The following is a 16,631-nucleotide window of genomic DNA, read 5'->3' as shown; positions in this document are numbered from 1 at the left end:
TGTTGTGTTCTTTTGTGCAACTTTTTTCATTTAACCGCTTTATCGACAAGCTGAGGCGTTCCCCGAAAAGGAGAACGCCCCAAAAATCTTGCTTCTTGCTTCTAAAAAACCTTGCCTCTGTCGATCAGCCTGCGTTAAGACCGAAGTTTGCGCAGAGTGCTGCAAGTCCGCCCGAGAAGCCGCTGCCTATTGCGTTGAACTTCCACTCAGCGCCGTTTCTGTAGAGCTCGCCTGCGATAACTGCCGTTTCGATGGAGAAATCCTCCGAAAGGTCATAGCGGATAAGCTCGGTGCCCGATGCGTTGTCAACGATACGGATATATGCGTTGGAGACCTGTCCGAAATTCTGGTTTCTCTTGTCTGCATCATAGATGGTAACGGTGAAGTCGATCTTGTCCACGTTTGCGGGGACCTTGGAAAGGTCAACAAGTATCTGCTCGTCGTCGCCTTCGCCTGCGCCTGTGGTGTTGTCGCCCTTGGACTCAACGGAGCCGCTGGGGTGCTTCTGATTGCCGTAGAATACAAAGTCTGCATCGCTTTCTGCCTTGCCCGATGCACCCAGCAGGAATGCGGACGCGTCAAGGTCAAACTCGCTGCCGCCGTCATATTTGTTTACGTCCCAGCCGAGACCTACCATTATCTGAGTAAGACCGGGGTTTGTTTTTGTCAGGTCGATCTTCTGACCCTTCTGTAAGCTGATTGCCATTTTTTATTCCTCCTGAATTTAGATTTTGTATATCGTTTTTGATAAACTGCACAAAGGTTACTGCCCTTTTGTTAAATACATTATAGCATACGGCAAAATATGTGTCAAGACTTTTTCTAAATAATAACTCCATTTTAATGAGATTTTAATGGAGGGGCATTTTGTATGATTTAATATCATTTCTCTTGACATTAGTGACGTTTTATAGTAAAATAATTTATATATTGGCTGTAACAGCCCATAGGGCTGCAAGATATAAATGACCTGAGTTAAGTTTAATTTTAGCCGATATCTGCCGAATTATATTGGAAATATGTGCAATATCAACAGATGGACAGCTTTATTTTTGCTGCCGGTTGTGAGTTTATACAAACTCAAAATTTTTATGCAACAGTTTATGCGTTTATCTGCACTATTTATATGACAGGGCTCAGAAAGAGCGGAACATATAAATATAACTCGGTACGATGTCATATCAATCTGCCTTGCTGCAAAGGCGGGTGCGAGGTGATTCACTACTATGAGCTTGGATTTTACCGCCTCTGTAAGACGTGCACAGGCGGGAGACCCCAAAGCGTTTGCCGAACTTTATTCCCTTGTTTACAAGGACTTGTACCGCATCGCTCTTCTGAACCTGAACAATCAACACGACGCTTCCGACGTGGTTAGCGACACGGTGCTGGAAGCTTATTCCTCCATAGCAAAGCTGAGGGACGAAAAAGCCTTTAAAGCCTGGATAACGAAGATCCTTACGGTAAAGATAAAAAACAAGCGCAGGGAGTATTCACAGATAAATAATTTCAGGGAAGAGCTTGAGGACCTTGATGATGAAGTGAAAGACAATGCCGCAGAAATAGATATTGACGGCTTGAATGTTATGGAAGGCTTTAAGCAGCTCAGTGCTGAGGAGCGTATGGTGTTGTCACTAAGCGTGGTTTCAGGCTACAAAAGCGAAGAGATCGCCAAAATGTTCGGTACTAATGCGAATACCGTGCGTTCAAAGGTGGCACGAGCTAAATCAAAGCTGAAACAGCTTATAACTTAGATAATTTCTCAGAGAAAGGAGGTCGGAAGTATGAGCTTTGACAACGAGCTGAAAAAGGCTCTCGATAATATCGAAGTCCCCGAGGAGCTGCTGCCTCAGAATATTGAGGCGATGCTCAGAAAGGCAGGAAGGCAGGAGATAAAGACTGCAAACACAGCCTCTGCCGATGAGGAACGTTCCGTTAAGATAACCGCAAGCCGTACAAACCGTGCGGTCATTATGAGAACGCTGGCGGCAGCTGCTGCGTGCGTTGCTCTGGCAGCAGGTTTTACTGCTTTCCGTGAGGAAAACTCCAAGCCTGCGGAGATAGAAAGCGAGATAGAATACGAGGCTGTACAGGTACAGTCCTATGACGAGCTTTACAACATCTATACGGGCATTTACCTTAACGGTTCGGGTGACGCCGCAAGAGGTGCTGAGAACGGCGACGGCGTTGAGATCATTACCGACGAGGATACTGCAAGTCCTCAGACGGAAAGTCCTGCCGTGACCGAGACCACTCCCGCCATCACAGAAGCCGCTCCTGTTACAGAAACAGAAATAAAACAGGAAACCATAGAAGCTGTGAGATCGGATTTCTCCGATGCGGATATTGTCAAGAGCAGCGACAAGTGCATTTACTACATCTGCGGAGGCACCCTTTATGCGGTCTCCAAGGAGGATATGGCAGTTGTGGCTGAGATAACAGAGGAAGACCCTCCCTTTGAAATGTATGTGAGAGGAAATTCTCTGGTGCTCATAAGCGAGCATATTGCTTCCGATCCCGAGGACGGCTCCGAGCATTCAAGCGTATGCGTGGATATTTTTGATATATCCGAAGGGGCGCCTGTCCGCTTGAGATCATATAAGCAAAACGGCGTTTACACGTCCGCCCGTATCGATGATTCGGGTATCCTCTATCTTGTAACGGGCTATTCCGATTACCGCGCTGTTCCTCTTGATGAGAATGCGGACCTGGAAAGCTACGTTCCCGCCTATTATGTGGACGGGGAGAAGAGCTTCGTTGCCGCTGAGGATATTATCGTTCCTCCCGGTGCGAACAACACAGATTATACCGTTATTTCCGCTGTTAAGTGCAGCGACCCCGTTAATGTTACAGTGAAGGCTGTTCTGGGCAGCAGCGCTGATGCTTACTGCTCCGAAAGCTCCCTTTACGTGGCTTCTTCGGGTGTGAAGGACAATGTGACTTACACATCGGTCACTTCCTTCGACATCTCCGAAAACGGGCTTGTCTACAAGGCAAGCGGTTCTGTGGACGGCGAGCTTATCAGCCGCTACAGTATGTGCGAGTCTGAGGGCGTATTCAGGATAGCCTGCAGGGCTTACAATGAAAACGGTATGATTACCACCAACATCTACACTCTCGACAGTGCTCTTGCTGCGGTTTCCGAGACAAAGGGTCTGCTTCCGGGTGTTATTGCGGGCTCCGTTAAGTTTGACGGAACTCATGCAAGTATATTTGAAAACGGCGGCACCGAGCCTGCTCTTGTGGTTGATCTGAACCAGAGCAGTCCTATGGGCGAGGAAGCGGCGGCAGGCTTTATGGCTGCTTACGTTAACAGCTTCGGTGATGACCTTATGGTAGGTATCAGCGCTGTTCCCGAGGGAGGCTTCAGACTTGAGCTGTACAGCTCCGATGAGGGCGTCAAGCTCAGCGAGATATGCTTCGCTCAGACAGAAGGCGCTCAGTCTCCTGCTCTTACCGATAAAAAGGCTATGCTCACGGACGTTGAAAACGGGATCATCGGTATCCCTGTTTCAAGCGTGACCGAGTTCGGCGTTAAAAATCAGTATTTCGTCTTTGGCTGCAATCGGGACGGATTTACTGAGAAGGGCGTTTTCGAGTACAACGATCTTGATGACAGCTACCGCTTTGACAGGGCTGTTGTTACCGACGGCGTGCTTTACATAATCGGAAGCGGACGTATGGTTTCCGTTTCTCTTGCCGATATGACCGTTATCGAAGCCTTTGATTTTTAAATAACACTTCTGGACTGCCGCAAAGCTGCGGCAGTCTTTTTGTTGAATATGTGATTATATAAAGAAAATTATATAAAAATTTTTATAACCTATTGCACTATTGGCTGAAAAAGAGTATAATGAGGGAAGGGTCATATGATAATTGCCAGAATTATGAGAATTATGCCGCCTGCGGGAATGCGGGCAAGGCTTTTTATACGGGCGGACAGCCCTTTCCCTGCTGCTGTTCCCAGGATGATGGCTCCCATGCCGAAAATAAGGGAGCTTAAAAATATCAGTCCGGGGCTGCAGCCTGCTATGCCTGCGCTTATCCCCATGAAAACCGAGTCCGCAGACAGTGCTATACCCATTGCCGCGCCCTCGGCAGGCGATATGCTTTTGGAGTTATCACAGTCGGATATTTTCGGGTCATTCATAACTTCGGCGTAATGAAACAGGCGGCAGCCACTTCGCTTCTTCCTCGGAGGGAACCTTTTTCTGAGGCGGTCTCCGAAAATAGAATATAGACCCATTATTAACAAAATGGCTTTTGATATGTAGACTGCTATGTCCAGCGGCAGTATCCTGTCCGCCGCCGAGGACAGGAGCGCCGACAGCCACAGCACTGCGGCTCCCGAAAATGCAGACGCAAGGGCAGATCTGAGAGGAAATTTTATACCCCCTGCGCCTATCCCCAGCGCTGCCGCAAAAATATCCGCTGAGGTGGCAGCTCCTATCAGCAACGATCTCATTACATTTCTCCTTACTTAAATCAGGTCACACTTCAGGTCACACTATTCCCGGGTATCTGTATTATAGTATGAATTTACGGTGTGTCCCGTTACTTTCGCGGGGGAAATTCTCACCTATTAAAGGGAATAAATTCAACATTTTCAAAGGTAATTCATAAAGAAAACATTATAAATCCTTGACATTCTGAGGTAAATATGGTAATATCTTATTATGGGCAACTAATTTATGATAAATATAGATAAAATGTAAATGCCTGCCATGAGGAAAGGATGAGAATTATGGCATTAAAGGATAAAGTTCTTGAAATTCTTGAAGAAAACCGAGGAAGAAGCGTTTCGGGAAATAAGATCGCCGCTTCGCTGGGTATGACCAGAAGTGCGGTCTGGAAGGCTGTGAAGCAGCTCAGAGAAGAAGGCTACACTATCTCTGCCGTTACCAACAGGGGCTATTGCCTTACCTCCGATAATGACATACTGAACGAACCCTCCATAATCTCTTTCCTGGAGACTGAGGCTCTGGGCAGGAAAATGGACATCTTCAAAACGGTGGACTCTACCAACAGCTTTGCTAAAAGTCTTGCTCAGCTTGGCGCAGTTCACGGTCACTGCGTTATTGCCGAAACTCAGACTGACGGCAGAGGCAGACAGGGAAAGAAATTCCATTCTCCCAACAATCAGGGCGTTTATGTAAGCGTTATCGTTCGTCCCAGACTTTCGGTGGAATACGCTCTTACCATTACCTCCTGTGCTGCGGTGGCTGTTGCAGAGGCTATCGAAAAGGTCAGCGGGCTTGAATGCGGCATTAAGTGGGTAAACGATATCTATGCGGGCGGCAAAAAGCTCTGCGGCATTCTTACAGAGGCGGCTATCGATGTTGAGCAGGGCGGTCTTGAGTACGCTGTTATCGGCATCGGCATCAATGTTTCAAACACCATCTTCCCTAAGGAGATCGAGAATATCGCCACAAGTATCCGCGCAGAGACAGGCTCAAGCGTTAACCGAAGCCAGCTTATCGCAGAAGTGTTAAACTGTCTTGAGAGAAGGCTTAACAACATCACCTCCCAGGATTTCATTGACGAGTACCGCAGACGCTCTATCCTTATCGGCAGGACCATTGAGGTAACTCAGGGCGATGTTACCAGAACGGTCGTATGCACGGGAATTGACAGCTTCGGCAAGCTTCTTATCAAGAATGAAAAGGGCGAGGAAGAGGCTCTTTCCGGCGGAACTGTCCGCTTCCCCGGTGAAGAATAACAGCTGTACATATACATAAAAACTCAAACCTCCGCATAAAATTATCCGTAGATGATTTTATGCGGAGGTTTCTTTATGGGTACAGATATTATCGTTGCCGACAGCTCGCCCTATCCCGAGGTCAGGGTGTCGGGGGAGAACAGGCAGTTCGGTGAGCAGCTCTGCGCTGCCATAGGCGGCAGCAGCGGCGAATTCGGCACTATTTCGGAATATGTTTATCAGAGCGTTATCTTTGAGGAGAGCCACCCCGAGATATCACGTATTTTCGGGAGTCTCGCAAAGGTGGAAATGCACCACCTGCGTATGATAAGCGAGCTGGTTCACAAGCTTGGTGCTGACCCCGTTTACGGCTGGTACTCGGGTAATGAGCCTGTTTTCTGGAGCGGTTCATCGGTGAACTATGCAAAGGAGATACAGACTGCTCTTATCCACGACTTAAACGGCGAGCAGAAGGCTTATTCCGCCTATGTTTCCCTGGCAAGGCAATCCGGGGACAGGTATGTTTTTGCCGTTCTCACGAGAATTGCGCTGGACGAGATGATACATACCAGTCTGCTCAAATCCCTTATCACCCACAAGACGATGATAAACGGCGGCAAAAAATAATAATAATACTAATAACCAATTAACCTATGGACAAAATACGGCGGCTATAATACGCCAACTCTGCGTCAAACTCCCTTGCCGGGCGACAGCCCGCCTGCGGTCGTTTTCCTTGATTTGTCGTATTCTATCCACCGTCTTTATCCATAGAACAATTGGTTATTAGTATAAAAACGGTCAGCCCCGAGCGGAGCTGACCGTCTGAATATGCAGAATATATGTTATCTCTTGTTGATCATGTTGAAAAATTCGCTGTAGTCCTCGTCGATAGAAGCCTTCTTAGCGGCAGGAGCAGCATTTGATGCGGAGGGGACCTTTTCCACATTGGAAACTGCTACAGGCTCAGCGACAGGTGCGTTTAAGGACACATCGTCATTGAATGCGGAGGCGATAACGGTGATGTTGATCTCGTCCTTCATATTCTCGTCGAAGGAGGTACCGAAGATCATATTTACATCGGGGTCGGCAGCCTCGGAAATAAGTCTTGTGGCGGTGTTGATATCGCTTGCAAGAGCGTCCTCGCTCATTACGATGTTAACGAGAAGTCTTGTTGCGCCGGAAATGGATGTCTCGAGAAGAGGACTGGAAATTACCTGCTTTGCAGCCTCGGCAGCCTTATCCTTGCCCGAGCCGTGACCGATAGCCATGTGAGCATAGCCTGCGTCCTTCATGGTGGTCTTTACGTCCGCAAAGTCAAGGTTGATGTCGCCCTCGACTGTGATAAGCTCTGCGATGGACTTTACGCCTACCTTGAGGATATTATCTGCAAGAGCAAAGGACTCTCTCATGGTAAGCTCCTTTTCGGAACTCTGGAGGAGGCGCTCGTTGGGGATAACGATAAGGGAGTCAACGTGCTTTTTAAGCTCGGCGATGCCTGCCTCAGCCTGACGCATTTTCGCCTTCTGCTCAAATTCAAAGGGCTTTGTTACTACGGCAACGGTGAGTATGCCAAGCTCCTGTGCTATCTCGGCAACGATGGGAGCTGCGCCTGTACCTGTGCCGCCGCCCATACCTGCTGCGATGAATACCATATCAGAGCCGTTAAGAGCCGCCTTTATCTCGTCTCTGTTCTCCTCAGCGCTGCTTGCGCCCACCTCGGGCTTTGCGCCTGCGCCCTTGCCGTTTGTGAGCTTAACGCCTATCTGGACCTTGGTGGCAGCCTTGGACGAATTGAGGGCTCTTGCATCGGTATTGACAGTAATATACTCAACGCCCTTTATTCCCTCGTCAACCATTCGGTTAACGGCGTTTCCGCCGCCGCCGCCTACGCCGACAACCTTTATAACTTCGTCATAGGTGTTTTTTTCGGTATCAACCATGATCGCCATTTTTCTTCCTCCTGTAACATATATGTAAATGCAGATTTTTCAAACTATTATACAAATTATATTGTAGCACAAAAGCAAAATTATTTCAAGTGCTTTTCTCAAAAAAATCGTTCTTGCACAAAAAAATGATGATAAGCTCCCCATTTTGTTCACATTTCACAATTTATTTGGGAATTATTCCATAGACTGAACAGGTGCGGAGGATTCCGAAACGGTCTCGGAGGAGCTTTCGTCCGTTCCGTTTTCGGCAGCATTCCGCTCTGCCATATTCTCGTTGTATATCCTTGCGTTGTTTTCAAGGCTTTCCTTATCGAGGAAGGAGGCACCTGTGGAGTCGGAGAGAATTGTGAGGATACCCTCGGTCTTTTCGCCGATCTTAGTCCTGATTATCTCCTCGGAGAAACTCATCTTGTAGTCAATGTCGTTTATGGAGCCTAATCTGACCGTTATTCGTCCGTCATAGGTGTAGCTGAGCTCGGAGCGGTCGGTAACGTCAACGAGAGTGACGTGCTCGGAGTCATTTTCCGCAAAATATTCCATCAGCTTCTTTACCGCATTGTCCTTGTGCTCATCCTCCGACTGAAACTGGGCTCCCGGGATAAGGTCGGGCATGGGGTCTGTTCCCACGAAATTCAGAAGTCCCGCTTTCTGCTCCTGGAGCTTGTCGAGGACCTTTCCGCCGCCGCTTATGAGCAGGGTGTAGCCCTCGCAGATGAAATTCGCCGCAGGTACGCTGGCTTCCACGTTTATCACCATTGTATTGGGGAAGGCTCTTGTGACCTTTGCGTTTTCTATGTAAACAAGGCGGCTCTCTATCTGCTCGGCGCATTTGTCGGTGGAGGTGCGGACAAGATTGTCTCCCGCCTTGATGCCGCTTGCCTCGATTATCTCGTCGGCGGTGTAGTTTGACGCGCCCTCAACGGTGATATGCTCCACGTTGAAAAAAACGGTGGTGGACAGCAGCAGGAATATTGCCGCCGCAAAAATAAAGACTATTATGCCCATTGCATTGCTGCTTTTTTTCTTTTTGCGTGTATAGCTCAAGTCTTTTAACTTCCTTTCGGTCATATGGCTGTTTCTGACAGCACGGATATTACTGCTTTTCCTCTGTTATGCGGGATATTTTCGCGCCTGCGGCGGCGAGCACCCGTTCTATTTCCTCATAGCCTCTGTCGATATAGCTTACTCCCGATATCTCGGTAGTGCCCGCTGCGCCCAGTGCCGCGCATACGAGAGCCGCTCCGCCTCTCAGGTCGGGAGCTGCTGTAGCTGTGCCGTACAGACGGGGAACGCCCGTTACAACGGCGACCTTGCCCTCCGCTCTTATATCCGCGCCCATTCGGCACATTGCGTCGGCATGGCGGTATCTGTTTTCAAAAATGTTTTCCACAAAAACGGTGGTTCCCTCGGCGGTGCACAGGGGAGCCATAAGGATAGCCTGTGCATCGGTGGGAAAGCCCGGATAGACCATTGTGCGTATAGTGTCGGCGGCTTTGAGCCTGCCTTTTTTGTATATGTAGATATTGCTGCCGAATACTCTCAGCCTGCACCCCATCTGCTCGAAAACGGGTATCACCGCTTCAAGATGGGCGGGAGCGCAGTCTCTGATAAGCAGCTCTCCCCCTGCGCAGGCGGCGCAGGAAAGATATGTGGCGGCAGCTATCCTGTCGGGGATTATCTCAAAGGGCTCGGGGGGCGGGGTGAGCTTTTTCACGCCCTCAATGGCAATTCGTCCGCCTCCGTCTCCGCTTATCTTTGCTCCGCAGGCTCTGAGAAAATCGCCGAGGCAGCATATCTCAGGCTCCCTGGCGGCGTTGGAGATGACAGTTTCTCCCTCGGCGGTGACTGCGGCAAGCATTATATTCTCCGTTGCGCCCACAGACGGGAACGACAGGGAATGTCTGCACCCTTTCAGCCCCTCGGGGGCGGTGCAGCTTATAACGCCGTATTCATCGGATATGACAGCTCCCATTTTCCTCATTGCGGAGATATGCATATCAATGGGTCGGGGACCCAGGTCGCAGCCTCCGGGATAGCAGAGCGTGCATTTTCCCGTTCTGCCCAGAAGGGCGCCCATAAAGATTATGGAGGAGCGCATTGTTTTCATAAGGCTGCTGCATATATCGTCCGAGGAAAGGACGGAGCAGTCCGCAGACAGGTGTGTTCCGTCGGCAGTGACCTTTGCGCCCAGGGCGGAAAGTATCCGCGCCGAGGCGTATCTGTCGGAAATGCAGGGGCAGTTTCTGAGCGTTACCTTTCCCTCGCACAGCACGCAGGCGGCAAGGACGGGCAGCACTGCATTTTTCGCTCCCTGGGTAATTATCTCCCCGAAAAGGGGCGTTCCACCCTCGATGACCAGCTTCTGCATATCCGACGCTCCTTTACAGCTTTATAGTAGTTCTATAAAGCTATAATATGCGGATATTTTCGGTTGGTGATGATTATTTGCCTGTAAGCTCGGAAATTACGCTCCATATCCTGTCGGGGGTATCGGTTATACACTGCTCGTGAGCCTTTCTTGACAGGTCACAGAGCGCCTTGGGGTCGGAGGTAAGCTCGCTTACCTTGTTTATGATAAGCTCGTCTGTCAGGTCCTTCTGCTCAATGACCACAGCCGCACCTGCTTTTCCCAGGACCATGGCATTATGGTACTGGTGATTTCCCGCAACAACGGGTGAGGGGATAAGTATGGAGGCTCTGCCCATAGCTTCAAGCTCGCTTATTGCCGAGGCTCCGCTGCGGCAGATGATAAGATCGGCTGCGGCGGTGCATACGTCCATATTGTGTATGTACTCCCTGACGATAAGGGCAGGGTCCGGGTCGGGGAAAATGCCCATATCGGCAAGTCTTTTTTCAAAGGTATCGTGACCCATTTTTCCGTAGCTGTGGATATGGGTTATCTTTGCGCCCGACTCCTTTTCCCATTTCATAAGTGCAATGGCGGAGTCGTTTATTGCGCCTGCGCCCAGGCTTCCGCCCCAGGAGAAGATGCAGATGCTGTTTTCGTCAAGTCCCAGCTGCTTTTTGGCTTCGGCTCTGCTTATGGCATTATTGAAGCCCTTTCTGACGGGGAGACCTGTTTTGACATATTTCACGTCCTTGTCAAAATATTCCGCAGCCTCCTCCATAGTGAGCATGACCTTATTTACCTTTTTGGAGAGTATCCTTGTGGTGACTCCGGGGTAGGCATTCTGCTCGTGAATGGCGGTGGGGATACCCATTCTTGCCGCTTCAAGGACAATGGGGCCGCTTACATATCCGCCCGTGCCGATAACGATATCGGGTTCAAAGCCCTTGATTATCTTTTTGGCGGTATGACCTGCGGTGGTGAGATATGCGGCTGCTTTTATATTTCTTGCGATATTTTTGGGGGTAAGCTTTCTCTGAAATCCGCTTACCTTAATGGGGGCAAAGGGAATGTTCTCCATGGGAACGAGCTTTGACTCCATGCCGTTGGGAGTTCCCGCATAGAGAAACTCCGCGTCGGGGCAGCGGTCCTTGATTATTGAGATTATGGCGAGGGCGGGGTTTATATGACCTGCCGTTCCTCCGCCTGCAAGCAAGACTTTCATTTGGGATAAACAGTCCTTTCGTTATGGGCTTTTTTAGCGTCCGCCCTTGTTTACGCGGCGCACCTTTGCGCTTGCGCCAAGCTGTTTTTTTGCTTCTGCTATCTGTCTTTTTTCAAGCTCTGCCGCAGCGTCGTCCGAGTCGGGCTTTTCCTTTGACGGCATGGACTGCCTTGAGATGTTCAGCACCACGCCCATCTGGGCAAGCTGCATTATAAGAGCGGAGCCGCCGTAGCTGAAAAAGGGCAGGGAAATTCCCGTATTGGGAATGGTATTTGTAACAACGGCGATATTGAGAAACGCCTGTAAGCCTATCTGGATAACAAGACCCGAGGTAAGGAGCATACCGAACTTGTCGGGGGCGTTGCCTGCAATGGAAAATCCTCTGAAAACCAGCATAAGGAACAGGAGAATGACCACTGCTGCGCCTAAAAATCCCAGCTCCTCGCATACGATGGAGAAAACGAAGTCGTTTTTGGACTCGGGCAGATATAAGAACTTCTGACGGGAATTTCCCAGACCCAGCCCGAAGATATTTCCCGAGCCGATGGCGATGAGGGAGTTTCTCGTCTGCCAGGCGATCTGCTTGTTTTCGGGCTCAAAGGTGTAGAGCCAGCTGGCAATTCGCTCGTTGATATAATCAAATTTGCCCGTCTGGTAGAGTATGAGCACCAGCACTGCCATACCTGCCATACCCGCGATACACATGGGCACAAAGTATCTGAGATTTGTACCGCCCACGAAAAGCATTGCAAGGGCGATAAGACAGATGATGATGGTTGCGGAAAGATGTCTTTGCGCAATGGTCAGAGCTGCCACCAGTATCATTATGAGAAGATAGGGGAAAATACCGTATTTCAGGCTGTTCATACGCTGATGATTTGACGCCATCATATTGGCAAAGAGCATTATGAGGGCAAGCTTCATAAACTCAGAGGGCTGAAAGCTGAAAAATTTCAGATCTATCCAGCGGTTTGCTTCGGCGGTGGAAAGTCCCACTCCCGGGATATGCACTATGAGCATAAGCACCACGCAGAGGAGGAAAAATCCGATATTGATATAGGGGTTTTTGAGGATATGATAGTCAAACAGCCTGCTGGAGATGAACATCATAATGACAAGCCCTATTCCCGCCATTACAAGCTGGTGCTTGAAGTAATAATCGGGGGCAACGTTGTCCTTTATTGCCCAGGCATAGCTGGCGGAGTACATCATAATGACGCCGAAGACCAGCAGCACCAGCACCAATATCAGAAAGGGGATATCGATCTCCCCGATACGTATCCTGCCGAGGTAATCCGACTTGGGCATAAGCCCTTTGAAGAGGGTCTTGTTGTTGGGAAGAAAAGGCTTCTTTTCGGAACGTCTTTTTTTCTTCCTGCTTTTTTCGGGCATTTCGGTACTCCTTTCTGTGCAGATTTGCAGTATTGTTATTTCAGATAGATATTATAAAGCACGTTTCCCAGAATTCCGCAGATAAGACCTACTGCGGAGAAGGTGATAACTATCTTGTATTCGGAGAAGCCGCACATCTCAAAGTGGTGGTGAATGGGGGACATTTTGAAAATGCGCTTGCCTGTGGTCTTGAAGCTTATTACCTGGAGCACTACGGAAAGGGCTTCGCAGATATACACTATCGCCATAAGGGCAAGGAGCAGGTGCTGGTGGGTTATAAAGCCCATTGCGCAGACGCAGCCGCCTAAGAACATGGAGCCTGTGTCGCCCATAAACACCTTTGCGGGATTGAGGTTCCATACGAGAAAGCCCATGCAGCCTCCTGCAAGAGCGGCGGCAAATATGGAATATTCGTGCATTCCCATAGATGAATAAATAGCCAGCCAGCATATTGCAAATACCGCCGTCACCGTTCCGCAGAGACCGTCCACGCCGTCGGTGAGGTTTACCGCATTGGTGAGGAAGATAAGGTATAATACCATTATGGGATAATAGAAAATGCCAAAGTTCACAGCTCCCACAAAGGGGAAGATTATTTCTGTGGACTTGTCTCCCAGGAGCCATAATACAGCGAGGAATGCCGATGTTACCACAAGCTGCATTGCCATTTTCTGCTTTGCTTTAAGACCTAAATTCTGCTTCTTTATCGCCTTGATGTAGTCGTCAATGAAACCGATAACGCAGTTTAAAAGTGCGAATACCAGTCCTGCCACAAGCTTCAGCAGACCTGTGCTGTCAGGTGAAAGGACTATCTCCGGGCTTGTGAAGCGCCATATGATATAGCATACCGCACAGGCGAGAATTGTTCCGAAAATGAACATAAAGCCGCCCATAATGGGAGTACCGTTCTTGCTCTTGTGCCAGGCGGGACCCTTTTCGTAAATGGTCTGACCGAAGTGTATCTTTTTAAGCAGCGGGATAAGGTAAAGCCCCGAAAGAGAGGCGGCGGCAAAGGCTATGACTGCCGCAAGAATATTTATCCAGAAAGGCATTTTATATTTCTCCTAATAATTATTATAGCATTTTTATCTGTCGGAAAATGGGGAAATCACTTGCCGTAATACCCCTCGATTATCTCCTCCATATGGATACCTCTGCTTGCCTTGAAGAGGACAACATCTCCCTCTTTAAGCTTGAAATTCAGGAAATTGAGTACAGTTTCCTTGTCGGCGGAGCAGCAGCAGGGAATACCCAGAGCCTCGGCGCTCTTTGCCATATATGCGGCGTAGCTGCCGTAGCAGACAAGCATATCTATGCCCTTTTCTGCGGCGTATTCGCCAACCCTTTTGTGAAGCTCGGGGGACATTGAGCCAAGCTCGAGCATATCGCCCAGAACGGCAACTCTTTTTCCTCCCGAAGCGGGCTTTGTGTCGCAGAGAACGTCTATTGCCGCCATCATTGAGTTGGGAGCGGCATTGTAGCAGTCGATTATAAGGGTCTGACCCTTTCGGTGCTCGATGTGCTGCCTCAGACCGTCAAGGCGGAAGCCTTCAAGCTTTTTGCAGACATCGGCTCCCTTGCAGCCTGCCTTTACCGCAGCCGCATATGCGATAAGCGCGTCTATAACGTGGTGAACGCCGGGGCAGGGGAGAGTTATCTCGTCAAGCTTTTCCCCGTCCTTTGCGATATCAAAGCGCACAAAATCGGTCTCGGAAACGATATTTTCTGCGGTATAGGTGCAGTCCTTGTTTTTTGCGCCGCAGGAAATTACCTCCCTGTCGGTTATCTTCCTTGTAAGAGGGTAAAGGAGCGGGTCATCGCCGTTTATGATAAGGGGAGCGGAAGGCTCTGCGCCCGATAGTATCTCAAGCTTTGCCTTTAAGATACCCTCCTGTGAGCCTAAATTCTCAGCGTGGGACCAGCCGATGTTGGTTATTACCGCAATGGTGGGGCGGCAGGTCTTTGAAAGTCTTTCTATCTCGCCGAAATGGGACATTCCCATTTCAATGACCGCTGCCTTGTGTTCGGGGGAGAGCTTTAACAGGGTAAAGGGCATACCTATCTCGTTATTGTGGTTGCCCTCGGTCTTTAGAGTCTCATACTTTGAGGAAAGGGCAAGGGCGGTCATTTCCTTTGTGGTGGTCTTGCCCACGCTGCCCGTGATACCCACAAGCTTGGGGGTGAATTTCCTTCTGTAGTGAGCGGCTATATCGAGTATTGCCCGATGGGTGCTTTCCACCACGATACATGGCTCATCTCCTACGGGATATTCGGTTATGGCGGCAACAGCGCCTTTTACCACAGCGTCATGTACGAATTTGTGACCGTCAAAGCGGTCGCCCTTGAAGGCGATGAATATGCAGCCGGGGGTGATGGTCCTGGTGTCGCTGCTGATGCGGTCTGCGTTTATAAACCTTGCGCTTGTGGGGATATGGGACTTTTGTCCTCCGCAGGCGGCGCATATCTCGTCAATGCTCATGCCGCTGCACAGCTCGGTGCTTTTCGATGTATCAGCCTTTGAAAGGCTTGCCAGAGCCTCGGCGCATATCTCCCGCTCGTCAAAATGAATGTGAACATTGTCCTTTAGTATCTGATAATCCTCGTGACCCTTGCCTGCAAGCACGATGACATCGCCCTTTTTCGCCATCTTTACAGCATGGAAGATAGCGGCTCTGCGGTCGGTTATCCGCTCATAGGGGGTATTTGTGTCATCAAGACCCGTGATTATCTCGTCGATTATAGCGTCAGGCTCCTCGTTTCGGGGATTATCCGAGGTCACGATAAGGTAATCCGCAAATTTAGCCGCCGCCTTTGCCATAAGAGGACGCTTTGTCCTGTCGCGGTCGCCGCCGCAGCCGAAAAGGCAGATGAGCCGTCCCTCGGTATTTTCCTTGATGGAGGGGAGCATATTTTCCAGCGCGTCGGGGGAATGGGCATAGTCGCAGACGATGTAGAAACCCCTGCCTGTGGGGATATTTTCGCATCTTCCCCTTACGCCGTTGAAGCTGTTCACCGCTTCGGTTATCTTGCCGATGGGGACATTGAGCTTGGAGCATACGGCAATTGCCGCAGTAGCGTTTGCCACGTTGTATGCGCCCATCATTTTAAGGCTGAAGGGAAAGCTCTTCCCGGGGATACAGAACCAGAAATGGGCTGCCCCGTCGCTGTATTTTATGTGGCTCGCAAAGACCGATGTGCCGCCCTTTATGCCGTAGGAATACTTTGCGCAGGGCGTTTCCTTGTAAAGTCTTGCGCCGTATTCGTCCTCTGTGTTGATAATGGCTATCTTACAATGGTCGGTGAAAAGTATTTTCTTGGCATTGTAGTAATTTTCCATGGTCTTATGGTAATCGAGGTGATCCTCGGTGAGGTTTGTGAAAACGCCGCAGGTGTACACCGCAGGACCTATCCTGTTCTGCTCGAGGGCAAAGGAGGAGACCTCCATAACGCAGTATTTGCAGCCCTTATCGACCATCGTGCGGAATATCTCATAAAGCTCAAAGACCTTGGGGGTGGTGGGGGTGGAGTCATCTCTCTTCATGGGCTCTTTTCCGCAGAGAGTGCCTGCGGTGCCGATAAGACCCGCTTTTCCGCCTGCATAGGTGATGATGTGGTGTATCATGGTCGCCATGGTGGTCTTGCCGTTGGTGCCCGTTATACCCACTAAGATAAGCTCCTTTTCGGGGTGGTCAAACCATTCTGCCACCAGCAGACCGTAGAATTTCCTTGTATCCGAAACAATTATCTGCCTTCCGCCAAGACCTAAGTCTCTGTCGCAGACAACTGCAGCCGCGCCTTTTTCAAGCATATCCGCCGCCGCCGTATGACCGTCAAAGCTGCCGCCCTTTACGCAGATGAAGATATTTCCCTCGCTCACCTTTCTCGTGTCATCGGTGATACCCGTAATAAGGCAATCCTTGCCCTTGTATCTGTATTCTGCGCTTTGACCTGCGCCCCGTAACAGTTCTGAGAGCTGTTTTAAAATCTTGCTCATATAATATACCTTTCCTTCCGATGGCG

The 16,631-nt window shown here is 49.6% G+C and carries 13 protein-coding genes; 4 read left to right on the top strand and 9 right to left on the bottom strand.

Annotated features, from left to right (window positions below; translation table 11 throughout):
- Positions 1-124: 124 nt before the first annotated feature.
- Positions 125-706, bottom strand: a complete 582-nt coding sequence (locus tag ACI4J0_RS01205) for a TerD family protein (RefSeq protein WP_439763990.1) — start codon at positions 704-706, stop codon at positions 125-127.
- 520 nt (positions 707-1,226) lie between these two features.
- Between ACI4J0_RS01205 and ACI4J0_RS01200 the strand changes: the two genes are divergently transcribed.
- On the top strand, positions 1,227-1,751 hold the full coding sequence (locus ACI4J0_RS01200; protein ID WP_439763989.1) for an RNA polymerase sigma factor: 525 nt from the start codon (positions 1,227-1,229) through the stop codon (positions 1,749-1,751).
- Positions 1,752-1,781: 30 nt separating this feature from the next.
- Positions 1,782-3,731 carry a beta-propeller domain-containing protein gene (locus ACI4J0_RS01195; RefSeq protein WP_439763988.1) on the top strand — a complete coding sequence of 650 codons (1,950 nt, stop codon included), beginning with the start codon at positions 1,782-1,784 and terminating at the stop codon, positions 3,729-3,731.
- Positions 3,732-3,862: 131 nt separating this feature from the next.
- On the opposite strand, the gene ACI4J0_RS01190 is transcribed toward ACI4J0_RS01195, so the two are convergent.
- A complete protein-coding gene (locus tag ACI4J0_RS01190) occupies positions 3,863-4,462 on the bottom strand; it encodes a hypothetical protein (RefSeq protein WP_439763987.1) in 600 nt (199 codons plus the stop codon).
- Between the two features lie 279 nt (positions 4,463-4,741).
- On the opposite strand from ACI4J0_RS01190, the gene ACI4J0_RS01185 reads away from it, so the two are divergent.
- Both ACI4J0_RS01185 and ACI4J0_RS01180 read left to right on the top strand, forming a co-directional pair.
- Entirely contained in the window at positions 4,742-5,716 is a 975-nt protein-coding gene (locus ACI4J0_RS01185; RefSeq protein ID WP_439763986.1) for a biotin--[acetyl-CoA-carboxylase] ligase, read from the top strand.
- A 75-nt stretch (positions 5,717-5,791) separates the two neighbouring features.
- On the top strand, positions 5,792-6,322 hold the full coding sequence (locus tag ACI4J0_RS01180) for a ferritin-like domain-containing protein (RefSeq protein ID WP_439763985.1): 531 nt from the start codon (positions 5,792-5,794) through the stop codon (positions 6,320-6,322).
- A 218-nt stretch (positions 6,323-6,540) separates the two neighbouring features.
- Here ACI4J0_RS01180 and ftsZ read toward each other — a convergent pair whose 3' ends face one another.
- The 7 genes from ftsZ to ACI4J0_RS01145 all read right to left on the bottom strand — a co-directional run bounded on the left by ftsZ (position 6,541) and on the right by ACI4J0_RS01145 (position 16,605).
- Positions 6,541-7,647: a cell division protein FtsZ gene (gene ftsZ / locus ACI4J0_RS01175; RefSeq protein WP_439763984.1), complete on the bottom strand. Its 1,107-nt coding sequence runs from the start codon at positions 7,645-7,647 to the stop codon at positions 6,541-6,543.
- Between the two features lie 174 nt (positions 7,648-7,821).
- Positions 7,822-8,691, bottom strand: a complete 870-nt coding sequence (locus tag ACI4J0_RS01170; RefSeq protein WP_439763983.1) for a cell division protein FtsQ/DivIB — start codon at positions 8,689-8,691, stop codon at positions 7,822-7,824.
- Positions 8,692-8,740: 49 nt separating this feature from the next.
- Positions 8,741-10,015, bottom strand: a complete 1,275-nt coding sequence (murA, locus tag ACI4J0_RS01165; RefSeq protein ID WP_439763982.1) for a UDP-N-acetylglucosamine 1-carboxyvinyltransferase — start codon at positions 10,013-10,015, stop codon at positions 8,741-8,743.
- A 73-nt stretch (positions 10,016-10,088) separates the two neighbouring features.
- Positions 10,089-11,219, bottom strand: coding sequence for a UDP-N-acetylglucosamine--N-acetylmuramyl-(pentapeptide) pyrophosphoryl-undecaprenol N-acetylglucosamine transferase (locus tag ACI4J0_RS01160; protein WP_439763981.1), 1,131 nt, complete (start codon positions 11,217-11,219; stop codon positions 10,089-10,091).
- Positions 11,220-11,252: 33 nt separating this feature from the next.
- On the bottom strand, positions 11,253-12,611 hold the full coding sequence (locus tag ACI4J0_RS01155) for an FtsW/RodA/SpoVE family cell cycle protein (protein ID WP_439763980.1): 1,359 nt from the start codon (positions 12,609-12,611) through the stop codon (positions 11,253-11,255).
- A gap of 35 nt (positions 12,612-12,646) precedes the next feature.
- Entirely contained in the window at positions 12,647-13,663 is a 1,017-nt protein-coding gene (gene mraY / locus ACI4J0_RS01150) for a phospho-N-acetylmuramoyl-pentapeptide-transferase (protein WP_439763979.1), read from the bottom strand.
- Positions 13,664-13,719: 56 nt separating this feature from the next.
- Positions 13,720-16,605 carry a UDP-N-acetylmuramoyl-L-alanyl-D-glutamate--2,6-diaminopimelate ligase gene (locus ACI4J0_RS01145; protein ID WP_439763978.1) on the bottom strand — a complete coding sequence of 962 codons (2,886 nt, stop codon included), beginning with the start codon at positions 16,603-16,605 and terminating at the stop codon, positions 13,720-13,722.
- Between the last annotated feature and the right edge of the window lie 26 nt (positions 16,606-16,631).

The organism is Huintestinicola sp. (assembly GCF_051882455.1).
Classification (GTDB): Bacteria; Bacillota; Clostridia; order Oscillospirales; family Ruminococcaceae; genus Huintestinicola.
The sequence above is the reverse complement of the archived record's forward strand: the minus strand, read 5'-3'. Positions and strand labels throughout refer to the sequence as shown.